Raw genomic sequence first — 18,018 nt, 5'->3', positions numbered from 1 at the left:
CGCAAGCCCCTCAAATCGGCCCCAGTGCTGATTTTCAGCTCCTGACCTGCCCATATGGTTTCCCCGTCCACTTCAGCGAGCGATACCGGGGAGCATCGTGCCCGCAGCCAGGACGCAGGAGACCACCGCCGAGGAACGGGAGATCGCAGCAGAACAACAGGTCGTCGACCGGGTGTACGCGCGCCTGGACGTGTTGCGCGGCCAGGCGAAGTCGCTCGAGGGCGAGGGACACGGGCGGGCGGCCGGCAACTCGGCCACCGGGCTGGTCGAGCGCGACGCGATCGTCCACCGGGCCGCCGCCCGCATGCGGGAACTGAACTCCGAGGAAGAGGGTCTCGTCTTCGGCCGGCTGGACTTCACCGACGGCGAGACCTACCACATCGGACGGTTGGGCGTACGCGACGGGATCGAGCCGCTGCTCGTCGACTGGCGGGCGCCGGCCGCCGCGCCGTTCTACCGGGCGACCACCGGCGACCCGCTCGACGTCGTGCGCCGCCGGGTCATCTTCTGCCGCGGCGCGCGGGTCGTCGGCCTCGACGACGACGTGCTGTCCCCGGACGCCGCCGGTGACCTGCGGGTCCTCGGCGAGGGCGCGCTGCTCGCGTCGCTGCGCCGGTCCCGCGGCCCGCACATGCGCGACATCGTCACCACGATCCAGCGCGAGCAGGACGAGGCGATCCGGGCGCCCGCCCGCGGCGTCACCCTGATCACCGGCGGCCCCGGCACCGGCAAGACCCAGGTCGCCCTGCACCGCGCCGCCTACCTGCTCTACGCCGACCGAGGCCGGTTCACCGGCGGCCGCATCCTGGTGATCGGCCCGTCGACGGTGTTCACCGACTACATCGGCCGGGTGCTGCCCTCGCTCGGCGAGGACAGCGTGCACCTGCGCGCGATCGGCGAGCTGGTCGACGGCGTGACCGCGACCCGGCGGGACCCCGCGGAGCTGGCGGCCGTCAAGGGCGGCGAGGGCATGCTCGCGGTGCTGGCCGAGCTGATCTGGCAGACGCCGCCGACGGCACCACAACGACTGCGCCTGGTGTACGCGGGCCAGGTGCTCACCCTCGACGCCGACGACCTGTCGGCGGCCCGCCGCGTCGTCCGGGCCCGCTGCACGGCCGACGGCACGCTGCCCAACGCCGCCCGGCCGGCCGCCACGGCGGCGCTCGTCGACGCGCTGTGGTCCAAGTTGGACGCCGGCCAACTGGATCGGGAGCTGTTCGGCGACGAGGTCGGCGACCGGCCCGAGTTCCGCCGGTTCCTGCACGCCTGGTGGCCGGCGCTGACCCCGGCGGCGGTGCTGGCCTGGCTGGCCGACCCGACCCGCGGCGCCCCGGCGCTCGCCGCGTCCTATGCGAACGGCCGCGACTGGTCCGTCGACGACGTGCCGTTGCTCGACGAGCTGGCCGGCCTGCTCGGCCCACCGCCGCCCGCGCCACGGGCGCCCAAGCCCGAGTGGCAGCTCCGCGAGCTCGGCGGCGGCCCCCGGCTCGTCGACACGTTCGTGCTGAGCTGCGGGCTGCGCGACGGCTGGGAGCTCTACGCACCCGGCCTGCTCACCCCGATCGCGGTCGCCGGTGCCACCATCGACAACGACGCCACCGGGCTCGCGCAGCGCTGGGCCGAGGCGATCATCCTGCGCGAGGGCCACCAGGTGGTCGGCTGGACCGACGGGTACGACCCGCACGGCGAGGAGGGCTACGTGCCCGAGCTGGCCGAGCCGCTGCCGGTCGAGGAGGTCGACGACACGCCCGTGCCCGAGGAGTACCTGCACGTGATCGTCGACGAGGCGCAGGACCTGTCCCCGATGGAGTGCCGGATGGTCGCCCGCCGGGCCGCGTACGCGTCGATGACCATCGTCGGCGACCTCGGGCAGGCGACGCACCCGCTCGCGGCCGGCGCGTGGCCGGAGCTGGTCGCGCGGCTCGGCAAGCGCGAGGTCCGGGAGCTGGACCTGCGCACCGGCTACCGGGTGCCGCAGACGATCGCCGACTACGCGGCGCGGGTGCTGGCACCGGGGATCGCACCGACGCGCTCGTACCAGCCCGGCGGTTCGCTGGTCGTGCGCCGGGTCGAGGACGTGGCCGCCGCGGTGCGCGCGGCGGTCGCCGACATGCCGCCGGAGGCGACCCTAGCGGTCGTCGCCGCCGACGACACGGCCGCCCGGCTCGACCTGCCCGGCGTCACGGTGGTCCCGGCCAGCCTGGTCAAGGGCCTCGAGTACGACCACGTGATCGTCCTCGAACCGGCCGACATCGTGGCCGCCGAACCGCGCGGCCTGGCCCGGCTCTACGTCGCGCTGACCCGCGCCGTGGCCGGCCTGGTGGTCCTGCACCACCTGCCGCTCCCGCCCGAGCTGGCGGGCTAGCCCTCCCGCGTGCGGCGGTAGTGGCGGGCGACCCGCGCGCGGTTGCCGCAGATGTTGGGGGTGCACCACTGGCGGCGGGTGGTCTCGGCGAGGAACAGCATCGAGCACGCGGGGTTGGCGCAGCGGCGCAGGCGGGCCAGCCGGGTCGGGTCGGCGAGCAGCTCCATCGCGCCCCGGGCCGTCGCCGCCAGCGCCGCGTTGCCGCCGCGGTCCGTGTGCCAGCGAACCTCCTCGCGGTAGCCGTCGCCGGCGCCCACCAGGCGCAGGCTGGTCGGCACCACGGCGGCCACGGCGTTGACCTGGTCCAGCGAGCCGGCGTGCGGGCGGCGGCCGGTCAGCCGCGCGTCGAACAGGTCGCGCAGCGCCGCGCGCAGGGCGTGGGTGGCGGCCAGCCCGGGCGTCGGGCCCGCCGGCAGGCGCGACGCCTGCAAGCGCCACCAGGCCGCGGCCGCGGACCGGTCGGCGATCAGGTCCTGCGGCGGGTCGGTCACGAGCGTCTCGGTGTCGACCAGGTCGAGCGCCACCACCGGCTCGCCGCCCATCGGGAAGCCGGCCCGCTGGACGTCGGCCAGACTGATGCTCACTTCTCCAGCGTATCCATTAGGTGAGACGCCCGCGAGTTTCTCTTCGAACCGCTTGCCGCACCCGTCTAATGCTTCTAGCGTCAAACTATGCGTTAGCCAGGAGCGCGGTGCTCCTGAGCCCCGACGGCGGACAGCGGCTGGTGTGACATGTGGGACTCGACTCGACCCCGACCGAGCGGCCCGGCGGCGGTGACGCCCGTTGTCGGCCCGCTGCCACCGATCTACGTTGGCGATAGGAGGAGCGGCCATGGCGACCCTGTTGTCGGTCAACGTGGGCCTGCCCAAGGACGTGCATTGGCAGGGCCGGACCGTCCACACCGGAGTATGGAAGGCGCCCGTGGAGGGGCGCCGGATGGTGCGCCGGCTCAACATCGACGGGGACGGGCAGGGCGACCTCGCCGGGCACGGTGGGGAGCAGCGGGCGGTGCTGGTCTACCAGACCGACTCGTACACGCACTGGTCGAAGGTCTTCGACCAGGACCTCGGCGGCTACGGCGCGTTCGGCGAGAACTTCACGGTCGACGGGCTCGCTGACGACGAGGTGCACATCGGCGACCGCTACCGCATCGGCGACGCCGAGTTCGAGGTCACCCAGCCCCGGGTCACCTGCTTCCGGGTCGGCATGCGGCTCGGCCAGCCGCGACTGCCGGCACTGCTCGTCGGGCACCACCGCCCGGGCTTCTACCTGCGCGTGATCACCGAGGGCGAGGTGGGCGCCGGCGACGAGATCACGCGGACCCGGATCGGCCCGCACCGGATCACCGTCGCCGAGATCGACGCCCTGCTCTACCTGCCGAACCCCGACCACGACCGGATCCGCGACGCACTGGACATCCCCGCGCTCAGCCCCGGCTGGGTCGCGTCGTTCCACGACGTGCTCGACGGCGGCGGCGGTCTCGCGCCGATCCCGACCGGCCAGAAGCCACCGTGGACGGGCTTCCGCTCGCTGCGGGTCACGCGGGTCGTGCCGGAGACGGCGTCGGTCACCTCGATCTACCTGGCGGCGGCCGACGACAAGCCGCTGCCCGTGCCGGCGGCCGGCCAGTACCTGACGTTGCGGTTCCCCGACGCCGGCACCCCGGCGCCGGTGCGCTCCTACTCGCTGTCCGACCCGGCCGCGTACCGGATCAGCGTTAAACGCGAGGAGCACGGCGCGGTCAGCGGCCTGCTCCAGGAGGGCACCCTGCGACCCGGCACGCTGCTCGACGTCGGTGCGGCGCGCGGCGAGTTCCTGCTCGCCACCGGCGCCGATCCGGTGCTGCTGATCTCGGCCGGCATCGGCGTCACGCCCGTGCTGGCCATGCTGCACCGGCTGGCCGCCGACCGCGACGAGCGGGAGATCTGGTGGGTACACGCGGCGCACGACGCGCGGCACCACCCGTTCGCCGTCGAGGCCCGGGACCTGCTGTCCGGCCTGCCCAACGCGCACGAGCACGTGTTCTACGCGGTCGACCAGCGGCTGACCGCCACGGCACTGGACTCGCTTGCGATGCCGATGACGGCCGACGCGTACGTCTGCGGTCCGGAGTCCTTCATGGCCGACATGCGGGCCGCCCTGGTCGATTCGGGCATGAAACCCGATCGGGTACGCGAGGAGCTGTTCGCCTCCCGCTCGGCGATCAACCCGGGCGTGACCGGCGAGACCCGTCGCGAGCCGCACCCACCGCCCGGTCCGCCCGGCACCGGCCCGGCGGTCACGTTCGCCCGCAGCGGCCTGACCGTCCCGATGTCCGACGACGGCCGTTCGCTGCTGGAGTTGGCCGAGGCGTGCGACGTGCCGACCCGCTGGTCGTGCCGCACCGGCGTCTGCCACACCTGCGAGACGGGTCTGCTCTCCGGCGACCTCGCCTACGACCCGGAGCCGCTGGAGCCGCCGGGGCCGGGCAACGCGCTGATCTGCTGCTCCCGACCCCAGGGCGAAGTGGTGCTGGACCTTTAGACGGCCCGGATGGCCAGGGCCGCGTCGAGCGCGGCGATCGTGGCCGCCCAGCCCTTGTCCTCGGCCGAGCCAGGCAGGCCCGCGCGGTCCTGCGCCTGCTCCAGGTTGTTGACCGTGAGCACGCCGTGCGCGACCGGCTTGCCCGCGTCCAGCGCGACCCGGGTCAGGCCCTCGGTCACCGACTTGCAGACGTAGTCGAAGTGCGCCGTGGCGCCCCGGATCACCACTCCCAGGGCGACCACCACGTCGTACTTCTTCGCCAGCGCCTGCGCGACCACCGGGATCTCCACCGAGCCCGCGACCCGGGCGACCGCGACGTCCGCGACCGCCGACGCCTTGGCCGCCGCCACCGCGCGGTCGACCATGTGGTCGGTCAGGTCGGCGTGCCAGCGGGCGGCGACGATGCCGACCGTCAGGCCCGTCGCGTCGACGGCGGCCACCTCGGGTTCGCCAAAACCGGCCATCAGAATCCCTCCGCGATGTCGACGTCGTCGAGCGCCTCGATCAGGTGCCCCATCCGGTCGCGCTTGGTCCGCAGGTAGCGGACATTTTCCGGGTGCGGGCGCACCGGCAGGCTCTCGCGGCCCACGATCGTGAGCCCGTAGCCCTCCAGGCCCGCCCGCTTGGCCGGGTTGTTGGTGAGCAGGCGCATCGAGCGCACGCCCAGGTCGTAGAGGATCTGCGCGCCGGTGCCGTAGTCGCGGGCGTCGGCGGGCAGGCCCAGGTCGAGGTTGGCGTCGACCGTGTCCCGGCCCATGTCCTGCAACTGGTAGGCCTGCAGCTTGTGCAGCAGCCCGATGCCCCGGCCCTCGTGACCCCGCATGTAGAGCACGACGCCGCGGCCCTCCTGCGCCACCCGGGCCAGTGCCGCGTTCAGCTGGGGGCCGCAGTCGCAGCGCAGCGAGCCGAACACGTCGCCGGTCAGGCACTCGGAGTGCACCCGGACCAGCACGTCCGCGCCGTCGCTCAGGTCGCCGTAGACCATCGCCACGTGCTCCGCCGAGTCGTGGGTGGAGCGATAGCCGAACGCGGTGAACACGCCGTGCTCGGTCGGGATGCGCGTCTCGACGACCCGCTCGACCTGCTTCTCGTGGTGCCGGCGGTAGGCGATCAGGTCGGCGATCGAGATCAGCGGCAGGTCGTGCTCGGCCGCGAACTTCTCCAGGTCGGGCAGGCGCATCATCGTGCCGTCGTCGTTGACCAGCTCGCAGAGCACACCGGCCGGGCGCAGGCCGGCCAGCACCGCGAGGTCGATGGCGGCCTCGGTGTGGCCCGGGCGGCGCAGCACGCCGCCGGCCTTGGCCCGCAGCGGCACCACGTGGCCGGGACGGGACAGGTCGACCGCGGTCGTGTCGGGCGACGCCAGCAGCCGGATCGTGTGGGCGCGGTCCGCGGCCGAGATGCCGGTCGAGACCCCCTCGCGGGCGTCGACGGTCACGGTGTACGCGGTGCCGCGCCGGTCCTGGTTGGTGTGGTACATCGGCGGCAGGTCGAGCCGGTCGGCGTCCTCCTCGGTGAGCGGCGCGCAGATGTAGCCCGAGGTGTAGCGGACCGTGAACGCGAGCAGCTCCGGAGTCGCCAGCTCGGCGGCGAAGATGAGGTCGCCCTCGTTCTCGCGGTCCTCGTCGTCGACGACCACGACCGGCTTGCCCGCCGCGATGGCGGCGACGGCCTCTTCCACAGTGGACAGCGTCATGACCTCTCCCCCAGCAGCCGTTCGACATACTTGGCGATCACGTCGACCTCGAGGTTGACCAGGTCGCCGATCTGCTTGTGCCCCAGCGTGGTGAGCGACAGCGTCGTCGGGATCAGCCCGACGGAGAACGTGTCGTCACCCGCCTCCATCACCGTCAGCGAGACGCCGTCGACGGTGATCGAGCCCTTCTCCACCACGTACCGCCGGATCGCGCTCGGCAGTTCGAACGTGACCGTGGTCCACTGCTCGGCCGGCTCGCGGCCGACGATCCGGGCGACGCCGTCGACGTGCCCCTGCACGAGGTGGCCGCCGAGCCGGCTGTCGAGTCGGGCGGCGCGCTCGAGGTTGACCGGGTCGCCCGGGTGCAGCTCGCTGAGCGACGAGCGGCGCAGCGTCTCGCCCATCACGTCGGCCGTGAACCCGTCGGCGGAGATCTCGACCGCGGTCAGGCAGACGCCGTTGACCGAGATCGAGTCGCCGTGCTTGAGGTCGTCGACCACGGTCTTGCCGCGGATCGCGATCAGGCCGGAGTCTTCGCCGGTCGGCGTCCAGCCAACCATCTCGCCGAGCTCCTCGATGATGCCGGTGAACATGCGGGTCAGCCCTCCTTCTTGCGTGGCACAGCGGTGAACCGCAGGTCAGGGCCGACCCGCGTGACGTCGGTGAGGTCGAGGTCGATGACCTCGGCGATGGTCGACACGCCCGCCTCGGCGAGCGCGGCGGGGCCGGCGCCGAGCAGCTTGGGCGCGAAGTAGCCGACCACCTTGTCGATCAGGCCGGCGGCGAGGAACGCGCCCGCCAGGCGCGGGCCGCCTTCCAGCAGCACCGAGCGGACGCCCCGGACGGCCAGCGCGGCGAGCAGCGCCTGCAGGTCGACCTCGCCGTCGGGGCCGGCGCCGACGGCCTCGGCGGTGGCGATCCAGGTCGGTGCGGCGCTGTCGCGGACCTTGGCGCCGGCGGGGGTCCGCCCGGCGCTGTCGACTACGACGCGCAGCGGCTGGCGGATGGCTAGGGAGCCGTCGCGCAGGTTGCGCGCGGTGAGCCGGGGGTCGTCGGCGAGCACGGTGCCGATGCCGACCATGACGGCGTCGCTGGCGCAGCGCAGCGCGTGCACGTCCATCCGGGCGGCCTCGGAGGTGATCCACATGCTGGTGCCGTCGGCGGCGGCGGACCGGCCGTCGAGGGTGGCGGCGTACTTCCAGGTGACGTACGGCCAGCCCCGGCGCACGCTGGTCAGCCAGGCGACGTTGCCGGCCTCGGCCTCGGGCTCGCGGACGCCCATGACGACCTCGACGCCCGCGGACCGCAGTGTCTCGGCGCCGCCCCGGGCGACCGGGTCCGGGTCGGCCACGCCGACGACCACCTTGGCCACGCCCGCGTTGATCAGCGCGCGGGTGCAGGGGCCGGTGCGGCCGGTGTGGTTGCAGGGTTCGAGGGTGACGACCGCGGTGCCGCCGCGGGCCCGCTCGCCGGCCTGTGCCAGCGCGACGATCTCGGCGTGCGGCCCGCCGGCGTACGCGTGGAAGCCCTCGCCGACCACCACGCCGGCGGGGTCAAGCAGCACGCAGCCGACCACCGGGTTGGGGCTGGTCGTGCCGAGGCCCCGCGCGCCGAGCTCAATAGCGCGTCGCATCGCCTCGTCGATCGAGACGCCGCCGCTCGCCATGCCCGTTTCCTTCCCGTTCGCCGTGGTCACGCGGCGCGGGCGGTGCGGAGTCATGGCAAGGCGCGGCTCGGGACGACGTTTCCGCATAGCGGAAGCCGCCCGACGGCGGCGCCTGGGAACGGCGCGGCCATCCGCCCTCGCGCTGTCTCCCATCCGGACTGTCTGGGCGGCCGTCGTGGCTGCCCAACCGTCGGCCCTGGGTTCTCACCAGGTCCACCGCTCGAGGGTTTCGCTCTCGATCGGGTCGCGGGCTTACCAGGGGCCAGGCCCCCGGATCACCGCCGGTTCGGAATTTCACCGAGTCCCGCCAGCGCGTGGTGGGTTGGCTTAAGTCTTACACGCAATCCTCGGAACGGCGATCGACAGGCGACCTACCTCACACGCGGCCCCGCGCGCGGACATAGCGCAAGGAACGGTCCGTTATTAACGCTATAGCGTTAATAACGGACCGTTCCTTGCGGGTCAGCCTGGGGCGAGGCGGCGGTCGACGGCCACGTACGAGCCGGGTTGGCTCTTCGCCACGGTCTTCATCTCGTTGGCCAGCGCGATGATCTCGCGGGGGTCGGTGAACCGCCGGTCGCCGCTGGACAGCGCCACCCCGATCGACAGGGTGACCAGCGCCGCCCGCTGGGTGTTGTTGCGCCGGTCGCGCACCTCGACGTAGCCGCGGGCACCGTCGCGCTCGTCGTAGAGCCCGTCCGTGGTCTTCTCGAAGTCGAGGACGGCCTGCTCGGACAGCGGGCGGACCTGCGACGGCGCGCAGACGATCACGAAGTCGTCGCCGCCGATGTGGCCGAGGAACGCGGGCGGCAGGCCGGCCGCGATGACCGCCCGGTGCAGGCTGCGCGCGAGGGCGCCGATGAACTCGTCGCCGCGGCCGAAGCCGTACACGTCGTTGACGCTCTTGAACCGGTCGATGTCGATGTAGGCGACCGCGTAGTCGGCGCCGCTGCGCACCCGGTCGGTGATCTCCCGGCCGATCCGGGTGTTGCCGGGCAGGCCGGTCAGCGGCGAGACCTCCCGGTACTCCCGGTTGCGGCGCAGCGTCGACTCGACCCGGGCGACCAGCTCCGAGGTGTCGAACGGCTTGACCATGTAGTCGTCGGCGCCGGCGGTCAGGCCGAAGACCTTGTCGACGGTCAGGCCCTTGGCGGTCAACATGATGATCGGCAGGGCGGCGGTCATCGGGTCGGCGCGCAGCCGCCTGGTCAGCTCGACACCGTCGATGCGGGGCATCATCAGGTCGACCACGCAGAGGTCGGGGCGGGCGCGCTCGATCAGCTCCAGCGCCTCCTGCCCGTCGCAGGCGTGCATGACGTCGAAACCGTGCAGCTTGAGGCTGATGCCGACGAACCGGGCGATGTCCTCGTCGTCGTCGACGATCAGGATGAGCCCGAGCTTGTTGGCGGTCTCCAGGGCGACCTCGTCGCGCTCGCTCATGCCATGCCCGCCTCGCTCATCGGTGACCGGCCACGCTCGCGGCGAGGGAGCGGAGGTGGCGGATCGCGGCGGCCGGGTCGTCGGCGCCGTAGACCGCGGTGCCGGCGACGAACGCGTCCGCGCCCGCCTCGGCCGCCTGTTCGATCGTGTCGGCGGCGATGCCGCCGTCGACCTCGATGCGCAGCTCCAGGTGGCCGCTCTCCCGGGCGGCGCGCACCTTGCGGACCTTCTCCAGCAGCTCGGGCACGAAGCGCTGCCCGCCGAAGCCGGCCTTGATGGTCATCACCAGCAGGGTGTCGAAGCTGGGCAGCAGGTCGAGGTAGGGCTCGATCGGGGTGTCCCGGTCGATCGCCAGGCCGGCCTTGGCGCCGGCGGCCCGCAGGTCCTTGGCCAGGGCAACGGGGTTGTCGCTGGCCTCGACGTGGAAGGTGACGTTGTAGGCGCCGGCGTCGGCGTAGGCGGGTGCCCAGCGGCGCGGCTCGTCGATCATCAGGTGCACGTCGAACGGAAGCTGCGACACGGGTCGCAGGCTCTGCACCACCGGCAGCCCGATCGTCAGGTTGGGCACGAAGTGGTTGTCCATGACGTCGATGTGCAACCAGTCCGCGTCGTCCTCGACCAGCCGCACCTCGTCGGCGAGATGGGCGAAGTCAGCAGCGAGAATGCTGGGGGCGACGATGGGCGACGGTCGGGTCACCGGGCCAGTGTACGAACCCGGCGCCGTTCCCCGTAGGGTTGCCCTCAACCCGGCCCTGGGGAGGGATGCGCGGATGCGACGGCGGTGGACGGTGGGCCTGGCGGGCCTGGTGGCAACCCTCGCGCTCGCGGCCTGCGGCGGCAACCCGGCAGGCGTCGACGGCGATCTCTCCGACGACTGGCGCCCGATGAGCGAGCCCAAGCCGTTCGTCCCCGACGCGGAGGTCTGCCACCCCAACGCGGTCGAGTCCGGCTATCTGGCGGCATACTCGCCGGTCGACTGCGGCGCGCCCCACATGGTCGAGACGGTCCACGTCGGAGAGTTCACGGGCGCGGGCGCGGGTGCCAAGCCGCCGGCACCGGGCCAGAAGGAATACAAGACGGCGTTCGCCGACTGCGGTGCGAAGGCCCGCACCTACCTGGGCGGCGACTGGCGCACGGCCCGGCTGTCCCTGAGCCTGGTGCTGCCCGGCGAGGAGGCCTGGCAGGGCGGCTCACGGTGGTACCGGTGCGACGTCGGTGAGACCGGGTCGCTCGACGACGGCAGCGTCACCTACCGGTCGGCCACGCTGAAGAGCGCGCTGGCCAAACCGTCGTCGCTGCAGTACGGCTGCTTCACACCCAAGATCTCCAAGGAGGTGGTGCAGGAGATGACCGCCATCGCCTGCACCAAGTCGCACCGCAGCGAGTTCGTGGGCATCTACGACGCGCCGGACAAGGCCTACAAGGCCTTCGTCGACGACGGCGAGACGATCCACAAGGCGTGCCTCAACGCCGTCGCCACGTACGCCAAGCTGCCCAAGGACGGCAACCTGGCGTTCCGCACGGGCACGATCTACTACTACCCCACCGCCGCGGAGTGGGACATGGGCAACCGCGGCGTGAAGTGCTTCTCCTGGGACAGCGGCCGCACCTACACCCGCTCGATCAAGAACGGCGGCACGTCCCTCCTGCCCGTCAACTAGTGCGGCGGAGCACCGCGAGGAACATCGCGTCGGTGCCGTGCCGGTGCGGCCAGAGCTGCACCGTCGGGCCCGTGCCCAGCCCCGGCATGCCGGCCGGGAGCAGCGGGCGGGCGTCGACGAAGTCGACCGCGATGTCGGCGCGGCGGGTGCCCTCGGTGACCGACACGTGGGTCTCGACCGTGTGCGGCGAGCACGTCACATAGCCGACCACCCCGCCCGGCCGCACCGCGCGCAGCGCCGCCGTGAGCAGCTCCCGCTGCAGCCGGGTCAGCGGCGGCAGGTCGCTCGGCTGGCGGCGCCACCGCGCCTCGGGTCGCCGGCGCAGAGCGCCCAGGCCCGTGCACGGCGCGTCCACCAGCACCCGGTCGAACCCCTGCTCGGGCAGGTCGGCGTCGCGGCCGACGGTCCGGCCGTCGGTGTGCAGCACCGTCGCCGGGAAGCCCCGCACCGCCTGCGAGACCAGGTCCGCGCGGTGCGCGGTCACCTCGACCGCGGTCAGGTGGGCGCCGCGCTGTGCGGCGATCGCGGCCAGCAGGCCCGCCTTGCCGCCGGGGCCTGCGCACAGGTCCAGCCAGCGCGCGTCCGAACCCTCGACCGGGGCCTCGACCAGCGCGGCCGCGACGAGCTGGGAGCCCTCGTCCTGCACGTGCGCGCGGCCGTCGCGGATCGCGGCCAGGTCGCCGGGTGCGCCGCCGGGCAGGTAGACGGTGTACGGCGAGAACGCGCCCGGCGCGCCGCCCACCTCGTCGGCCAGCTCGACCGCGTCGACGCGGCCCGGGCGGGCGCACAGGTGCACGCCCGGTGCCTGGTTGTCCTCGATCAGCAGCCGCGCGGTCTCGTCCAGATCACCGCCAAGGGCCTCCTGGAACGCCCGCACGATCCACTGTGGATGGCTGTAGGCGAGTGCCAGGTTGCCGACCGGGTCGGTCTCGTAGTCCGGCGCCAGCTCCCCGACCCACGTGTCCAGGTCGCGGGTGGTGATCTCGCGGAGCACGGCGTTGGCGAAGCCGGTGGCGCCGGGCGCGACCACGCGCACCAGGTCGACGGTGGACGACACGGCCGCGTGCGCCGGGACCCGCATGTAGAGGATCTGGTAGGCGCCCAATCGCAGCGCGTCGCGGGCCGGCGGGTCGATCCGCTCGACCTCGCGGCCGGCCGCGACCGCCAGCACCGCGTCGAGCGTGCCGAGCGAGCGCAGGGCGCCGTAGGTCAGCTCCGTGGCGAACGCCGCGTCGCGGCCGCGCACGTCCCGCTCCCGCAGGATCGACGGCAGGACCAGGTTGGCGTACGCGTCATCGCGGTGCACGGCCGCCACCGCCTCGTAGGCGGCGAAGCGCGCGGGGTCGACGGCCGGCCGGCGTCCGGCCGGGCGGCGGCTCTGCTGCCCGCCGCGGGCGTGGGCGGTCACGCGAACCGCTCGCTCGACTCGACCCGGACCCCGCGGGCCCAGTCCGCGGCTGGCATGGCCCGCTTGCCCGCGGCCCGCACCTCGCCGAGCGCGACCGGCGTCGTGGCGGTGCCGACGTACACGCCGGTGCGGTCGGCCAGCAGGTCGCCGGGCTTCAGGGCGGGCGCATTGGCGACGGGCCTGACCGGGCCCAGCTTGACCCGATCGTCCCGGAACGTGGTCCACGCGCCGGGCGCGGGAGTGCAGGCCCGGATCCGGCGGTCGACGGCGAACGCCGGCTCGTCCCAGCGCACCATCGCGTCCTCGACGGTCAGCTTCGGCGCGAGGCTCACCCCGTCGACCGGCTGCGGCTCGGCCCGCGCGGTGCCGGCCTCGATCGCGTCGAGCACCGCGACCAGCAGGCCGGCGCCGGACCCGGCGAGCCGCTCCAGCAGGTCGCCGGACGTGTCGGTGGGCCGGATCTCGTCGGTCAGCGTGCCGTACACCGGGCCCGTGTCCAGGCCCGCCTCCAACTCGAACACGCTCGCCCCGGTGATCTCGTCACCGTGCAGCACCGCGTGCTGCACGGGTGCGGCGCCACGCCAGGCCGGCAGCAGCGAGAAGTGCAGGTTGACCCAGCCGTGCCGCGGGATCTCCAGCGCGGGCGGCGGCACCAGGGCGCCGTAGGCGACCACCGGCACGCAGTCGGGCGCGAGCGCGCGCAGCCGGTCCTGGAACTCCGGCTCGCGGGGCTTGGCCGGCGTGAGCACCTCGACGCCGTGCTCGTCGGCCCAGGCGCCGGCGGGCGAGCGCACCAGGTGGCGGCCCCGGCCGGCGGGCGCGTCGGGGCGGGTGACCACGGCGAGCAGTTCGTGCGAGGAGGCCGCGATCGCGTCCAGCGCGGGCAGCGCGACCGCCGGAGTGCCGGCGAAGACCAGGCGCATCAGCGCACCCCGCCCAGGCCGAACGCCGCACCGCCGTGCGGGCTGGTCTTGACGACCGGCGGCGCGCCGGCGTCGTACCACTCGGCCTGTCGGATCTCCTTCATCGCTTCCTTGCGGGCGCCCGCGTCGAGCCGATCGAGGAAGAGCACCCCGTCGAGGTGGTCGGTCTCGTGCTGCACGCAGCGCGCCATCAGCCCCGTGCCGACCAGCTTGATCGGGTCGCCGAACTGGTTGAAGCCCGTGGCGACGGCGTTCATCCGGCGCTTCGTGTCGACGTAGATCCCCGGGATCGACAGGCAACCCTCGGGACCGTCCTGCTCCTCGTCGTCGGGGAAGCTGACCTGCGGGTTGACGATGTGACCGACCACGTCGTCGACGTCGAAGGCGAACACCCGCAGACCGACGCCGAGCTGTGGTGCGGCGAGCCCCGCCCCCGACTGCTCCTGCATCGTCTCCACCAGGTCGGCGACCAGTTTGCGCAGCTCAGCGTCGAAGTCGACGACCGGGTCCGCGGGTGTACGTAGCACCGGGTCGCCGAACAGACGGATGGGCTGGACGGTCACGTGGAACTCCTCGTTCGGTTCGCCCGCGCGGGGCACGCGGGCGCAATCCCGACAAGTCTACGGTGCTGGTCAGCGGTGCCTGTGTGGCGTCAGAAGAGGTCTGTCGCATCGACCTGGACCCGCACGGCGTCGGGCGCCTTGCGGGCGCTGCGGACCCCGGACGCGGCGTGCAGGGCAGCGGCGACCTCGGCCGCCCGGCCCCGCGGGGCGCGCACGAGATACCGCTCCTGGTCCTGGTCGGCCGGCACCGGACCCAGCAGTTCGGCGTCCGGCGGCAGGTGCACGGCCCGCAGCAGATCGGCCACGGCGGGTGCCGGGCCGGTCAGGCTGGTCATCCTTGCCGCCGGTGGGAACCGCAGCTCGCGGCGCTCGGCCAGCTCGCGGGAGGCGTACCAACCGGGATCCCAGCGCAGCAACGCCTGGATGACCGGAACGCCGCCGTCGGCGACGACCACGACGCGGCCCCCCGCGCCGCCGGGTTTGGCCAGGGCGGCTGCCGTCATCCAGCGCCGCAGGGCCTCCTCACCGGCGCGCAGGTCGGCCCGGGTGAGCAGGGCCCAGGTGTCGAGCAGCAGCACCGCGCCGTAGCCGCCCTCGGCCACGGGTTCGGCGCCCGGCGTGGCCACCACCACCGCGGCCGCGGCCGGCACCTCGGTGAGCACCTCGTCGCGCCCGGACGTGCGGATCGGGATCTCCGGGAACGCGCGGCCGAGCTCCTCGGCGGTGCGGCGGGCGCCGGTGACCGAGGCCCGCAGGCCGCGGCCGCCGCAGTGCGGGCAGACGTGGTCGCCGGCGACGCGGCCGCACCACCGGCAGGCGGGCACGGCGTGCGACGAGCGGAGCGCGAGCGGCCCCTGGCAGGTGACGCAGCGGGCCGGTGCGCGGCAGGTGACGCACGAGACCGACGGGAGGTAGCCGCGGCGGGGCACCTGGACCAGCACCGGCGCGTCGGCCTTGAGGGCCGCGCGGGCGGCGTCCCAGGCCAGGCTGGGCAGCCGCGCCGTGGCGGCGCCGGGATCGCGGGCGAGCTGCGGGTCGTCTCCGGTGGGGGTGATGGCGGGGGTACGCCGCCGCGTGGTCGCCCGGTCGGCGGCCACCTCGCGCGCCCAGCCGGTCTCCAGCAGGAGCTGCGCCTCCGCGGTGCGGGCGTAGCCGGCGACCAGGGTGGCGGCTCCGGCCCGCTGCGCGCGGGTGAGCAGCACCTCCCGGGCGTGCGGATAGGGCGCCCGCGGCTCGGCGTGCAGGTCGTCGCCGTCGTCCCAGATCACCACGAGGCCGAGGTCGGCCACGGGTGCGAAGGCGGCGGCCCGGGTGCCGGCGACCACCTTGACGAGGCCCCGGCTGGCGGCAAGAAAGGCGCGGTAGCGCTTGGCCGGCCCGAGCCCGGCGGCCAGGGTGACGTGCCGGTCCTTGCCGAGGACCTCGGTAAGCGCGGCATCGAGACGGTCGAGGTCCCGCGCGTCCGGCACGACCGCGACCACGCCCTGGCCCGCGGCGAGAGTGGCGGCGGCGGCCTCGGCGATCCGGGCCGGCCAGTCCTCACCGGGCAGCGCCGACCAGACGGCGCGGGGGCCCTTGCGCTCGGCGAGCGCCCGAAGAAACCCTTCCCCGGCCTGATAGTCCGCCCACCCCGGCGGCCGCGCGTCGACAGTTGGCGTGTCGTCCTGCGGAAGGATCGCCGCGCCCTCCGCGCGGGCGTGGCGCGGTGGCACGGCGAGCCGGAGCACGTCGGCGAGGCCGCCGGCGTAGCGGTCGGCGACCGCCCGCGCCAGACCGGCGATCTCCGGGGTCAGCACGCGCTCGGGCGAGACCAGCCGTTCCAGGTAGGCGAGCTTGGCCACCGCCGACTCCGCCGCGCGCTCGAGCAGCCAACCGTCGACGAGCTGGCCGGCGAACCGCACCTTGACCCGGGTGCCCGGCTGGGCGGTCTCGTGCAGCTCCGCCGGCACCAGGTAGTCGAACGGCCGGTCGAGGTGGGGCAGCGGCACGTCGACACAGACGCGCGCGACCGGCAGCTCGGGTGCGGGCTGCCGCTCCGCACGGTTGCTCCGGGTCGCCACCGCACCATCCTTACACCGCCGCGCCGGGCGGGCCGTTCCCTGATCTGCGCCCTGCGGCGTTCGACTCAGACCCGGCACAGGTCGGGACCCCGTCCACCGGAAGAAGCCGTGGTCGCCATGATCAAGTGCGGCAGGTCAAGCTGTCAGAGCCATCGGCTCATGATCAGGTGCGGCGGACCCGTGCGACACGCCCTGGCTGCCACCGATCCATTGCACTCGATCGTGACCCCGCAAATGCGACACCCGATACGGAACACATGATCAAGAGAGGAAAGGGCGTGAAGCCCCGGCAGCCACCTCTGCGGGATCACCCGCCGGGGCGCCCGCCCGTCGATGGCGCATAGGGCACCAGCTCACGACCGATCATCGACAAGCTTCCGGTCGCATCGTCACGCGAAACGAAAGCGGGCCCGCCGACGAAGCGGGCCCGCTTTCTCAAGAGATGCGGCTCAGAGGCCGGCGGCGTTCTTCAGGTCGGCCGCGCGCTCGGTGTTCTCCCAGGTCAGGTCCGGCAGCTCGCGGCCGAAGTGGCCGTAGGCGGCGGTCTGCTGGTAGATCGGGCGGAGCAGGTCGAGGTCGCGGATGATCGCGGCCGGGCGCAGGTCGAAGACCTCGCCGATGGCCTTCTCGATGCGGTCGACCGGGATGTTCTCGGTGCCGAAGGTCTCGACGAACAGGCTCACCGGGTGCGCCTTGCCGATCGCGTAGGCGACCTGGGCCTCGCAGCGCTCGGCCAGGCCGGCGGCGACGACGTTCTTGGCCACCCAGCGCATCGCGTACGCGGCCGAACGGTCGACCTTCGACGGGTCCTTGCCGGAGAACGCGCCGCCGCCGTGGCGGGCGTAGCCGCCGTAGGTGTCGACGATGATCTTGCGGCCGGTCAGGCCGGCGTCGCCCATCGGGCCGCCGATCTCGAAGCGGCCGGTCGGGTTGACCAGCAGGCGGTAGCCCTCGGTGTCGAGGCCGAGGCCCTCCAGCTCGGGCCCGATCACGTGCTCGCGCACGTCCGGGGTGAGCAGCGACTCGAGCGAGATGTCGGCGGCGTGCTGCGAGGAGACCACGACGGTGTCGAGGCGGATGGGGCGCAGGCCGTCGTACTCGATGGTCACCTGGGTCTTGCCGTCGGGCCGCAGGTAGGGCACCGTGCCGTCCTTGCGCACCGCGGACAGGCGACGGGCCAGCCGGTGGGCCAGCGCGATCGGCAGCGGCATCAGCTCGGGCGTCTCGGAGCAGGCGAAACCGAACATCATGCCCTGGTCGCCGGCGCCCTGGCGGTCGAGCGCGTCGCCCGCGCTCTCGCCGTCGCGGAGCTCGATCGCGGTGTCGACGCCCTGCGCGATGTCGGGCGACTGCGAGCCGATCGAGATGCTGACGCCGCAGGACGCGCCGTCGAAGCCCTTCTTGGACGAGTCGTAGCCGATGCCCAGGATGGTCTCGCGGACGATGGTCGGGATGTCCGCGTAGGCCTGGGTCGTCACCTCGCCCGCGACATGGACCTGGCCGGTCGTGATCAGGGTCTCAACCGCGACCCGGCTGCGCGGGTCCTGCGACAGGAGCGCGTCGAGGATCCCATCGCTGATCTGGTCAGCGATCTTGTCCGGGTGGCCCTCCGTAACCGACTCGGACGTGAACAGGCGACGTGCCACGGTGCTCCTCACAAATCTCGGGTCCGGCCCAGGGTGCGCCGTGCCGCCATTTTGCCTCCAGCGGCTC

General features: G+C 73.5%; 15 protein-coding genes and 1 riboswitch. Of the genes, 3 read left to right on the top strand and 12 right to left on the bottom strand.

All coding sequences use genetic code 11. From position 1 onward, the window contains the following. Positions 1–97 precede the first annotated feature (97 nt). On the top strand, positions 98–2,365 hold the full coding sequence (locus Air01nite_RS15685; protein ID WP_203703080.1) for a HelD family protein: 2,268 nt from the start codon (positions 98–100) through the stop codon (positions 2,363–2,365). Here Air01nite_RS15685 and Air01nite_RS15680 read toward each other — a convergent pair. Then, on the bottom strand, positions 2,362–2,949 hold the full coding sequence (locus tag Air01nite_RS15680) for a CGNR zinc finger domain-containing protein (protein ID WP_203703079.1): 588 nt from the start codon (positions 2,947–2,949) through the stop codon (positions 2,362–2,364). The two genes, Air01nite_RS15685 and Air01nite_RS15680, sit on opposite strands and share 4 nt — an antisense overlap. 247 nt (positions 2,950–3,196) lie before the next feature. Between Air01nite_RS15680 and Air01nite_RS15675 the strand changes: the two genes are divergently transcribed. Next, the gene (locus Air01nite_RS15675) at positions 3,197–4,888 is read left to right on the top strand and encodes an MOSC and FAD-binding oxidoreductase domain-containing protein (protein WP_203703078.1); all 1,692 of its coding nucleotides are present in this window, start codon (positions 3,197–3,199) and stop codon (positions 4,886–4,888) included. On the opposite strand, the gene ribH is transcribed toward Air01nite_RS15675, so the two are convergent. From ribH to rpe, 6 genes are all read right to left on the bottom strand, one after another. Next, complete coding sequence (ribH, locus tag Air01nite_RS15670; protein ID WP_203703077.1) at positions 4,885–5,352, bottom strand: 6,7-dimethyl-8-ribityllumazine synthase; 468 nt, start codon at positions 5,350–5,352, stop codon at positions 4,885–4,887. The two genes, Air01nite_RS15675 and ribH, sit on opposite strands and share 4 nt — an antisense overlap. After that, complete coding sequence (locus Air01nite_RS15665) at positions 5,352–6,584, bottom strand: bifunctional 3,4-dihydroxy-2-butanone-4-phosphate synthase/GTP cyclohydrolase II (RefSeq protein WP_203703075.1); 1,233 nt, start codon at positions 6,582–6,584, stop codon at positions 5,352–5,354. The genes ribH and Air01nite_RS15665 overlap by 1 nt, the downstream gene beginning before the upstream one ends. Beyond that, positions 6,581–7,177: a riboflavin synthase gene (locus Air01nite_RS15660; RefSeq protein ID WP_203703074.1), complete on the bottom strand. Its 597-nt coding sequence runs from the start codon at positions 7,175–7,177 to the stop codon at positions 6,581–6,583. Before Air01nite_RS15660 ends, Air01nite_RS15665 begins: the two co-directional genes overlap by 4 nt. 5 nt (positions 7,178–7,182) lie before the next feature. After that, positions 7,183–8,250, bottom strand: a complete 1,068-nt coding sequence (ribD, locus tag Air01nite_RS15655; protein WP_203703072.1) for a bifunctional diaminohydroxyphosphoribosylaminopyrimidine deaminase/5-amino-6-(5-phosphoribosylamino)uracil reductase RibD — start codon at positions 8,248–8,250, stop codon at positions 7,183–7,185. A gap of 137 nt (positions 8,251–8,387) precedes the next feature. Continuing rightward, a riboswitch (FMN riboswitch) is annotated at positions 8,388–8,566 on the bottom strand. Positions 8,567–8,712: 146 nt separating this feature from the next. After that, complete coding sequence (locus Air01nite_RS15650; protein WP_203703071.1) at positions 8,713–9,690, bottom strand: GGDEF domain-containing response regulator; 978 nt, start codon at positions 9,688–9,690, stop codon at positions 8,713–8,715. A 16-nt stretch (positions 9,691–9,706) separates the two neighbouring features. After that, the gene (rpe, locus tag Air01nite_RS15645; protein ID WP_203703070.1) at positions 9,707–10,387 is read right to left on the bottom strand and encodes a ribulose-phosphate 3-epimerase; all 681 of its coding nucleotides are present in this window, start codon (positions 10,385–10,387) and stop codon (positions 9,707–9,709) included. 73 nt (positions 10,388–10,460) lie between these two features. Here rpe and Air01nite_RS15640 point away from each other — a divergent pair, with 73 nt between their 5' ends. After that, positions 10,461–11,351, top strand: a complete 891-nt coding sequence (locus Air01nite_RS15640; protein WP_203703069.1) for a septum formation family protein — start codon at positions 10,461–10,463, stop codon at positions 11,349–11,351. On the opposite strand, the gene Air01nite_RS15635 is transcribed toward Air01nite_RS15640, so the two are convergent. The 5 genes from Air01nite_RS15635 to metK all read right to left on the bottom strand — a co-directional run bounded on the left by Air01nite_RS15635 (position 11,344) and on the right by metK (position 17,951). Further along, positions 11,344–12,801, bottom strand: coding sequence for an RsmB/NOP family class I SAM-dependent RNA methyltransferase (locus tag Air01nite_RS15635; RefSeq protein WP_203703131.1), 1,458 nt, complete (start codon positions 12,799–12,801; stop codon positions 11,344–11,346). The two genes, Air01nite_RS15640 and Air01nite_RS15635, sit on opposite strands and share 8 nt — an antisense overlap. Beyond that, complete coding sequence (gene fmt, locus Air01nite_RS15630; protein ID WP_203703068.1) at positions 12,756–13,682, bottom strand: methionyl-tRNA formyltransferase; 927 nt, start codon at positions 13,680–13,682, stop codon at positions 12,756–12,758. Before fmt ends, Air01nite_RS15635 begins: the two co-directional genes overlap by 46 nt. Further along, positions 13,682–14,245, bottom strand: coding sequence for a peptide deformylase (gene def / locus Air01nite_RS15625; RefSeq protein WP_203703067.1), 564 nt, complete (start codon positions 14,243–14,245; stop codon positions 13,682–13,684). The genes fmt and def overlap by 1 nt, the downstream gene beginning before the upstream one ends. A gap of 89 nt (positions 14,246–14,334) precedes the next feature. Further along, positions 14,335–16,260, bottom strand: a complete 1,926-nt coding sequence (locus Air01nite_RS15620; RefSeq protein ID WP_203703129.1) for a primosomal protein N' — start codon at positions 16,258–16,260, stop codon at positions 14,335–14,337. 494 nt (positions 16,261–16,754) lie between these two features. Continuing rightward, the gene (gene metK, locus Air01nite_RS15615; RefSeq protein ID WP_203703066.1) at positions 16,755–17,951 is read right to left on the bottom strand and encodes a methionine adenosyltransferase; all 1,197 of its coding nucleotides are present in this window, start codon (positions 17,949–17,951) and stop codon (positions 16,755–16,757) included. Positions 17,952–18,018 lie beyond the last annotated feature (67 nt).

Origin of the sequence: Asanoa iriomotensis (assembly GCF_016862515.1) — a bacterium.
Classification (GTDB): Bacteria; Actinomycetota; Actinomycetes; order Mycobacteriales; family Micromonosporaceae; genus Asanoa; species Asanoa iriomotensis.
Note: the sequence above shows the minus strand (reverse complement) of the source record. Positions and strands in the feature narration are given on the sequence as shown.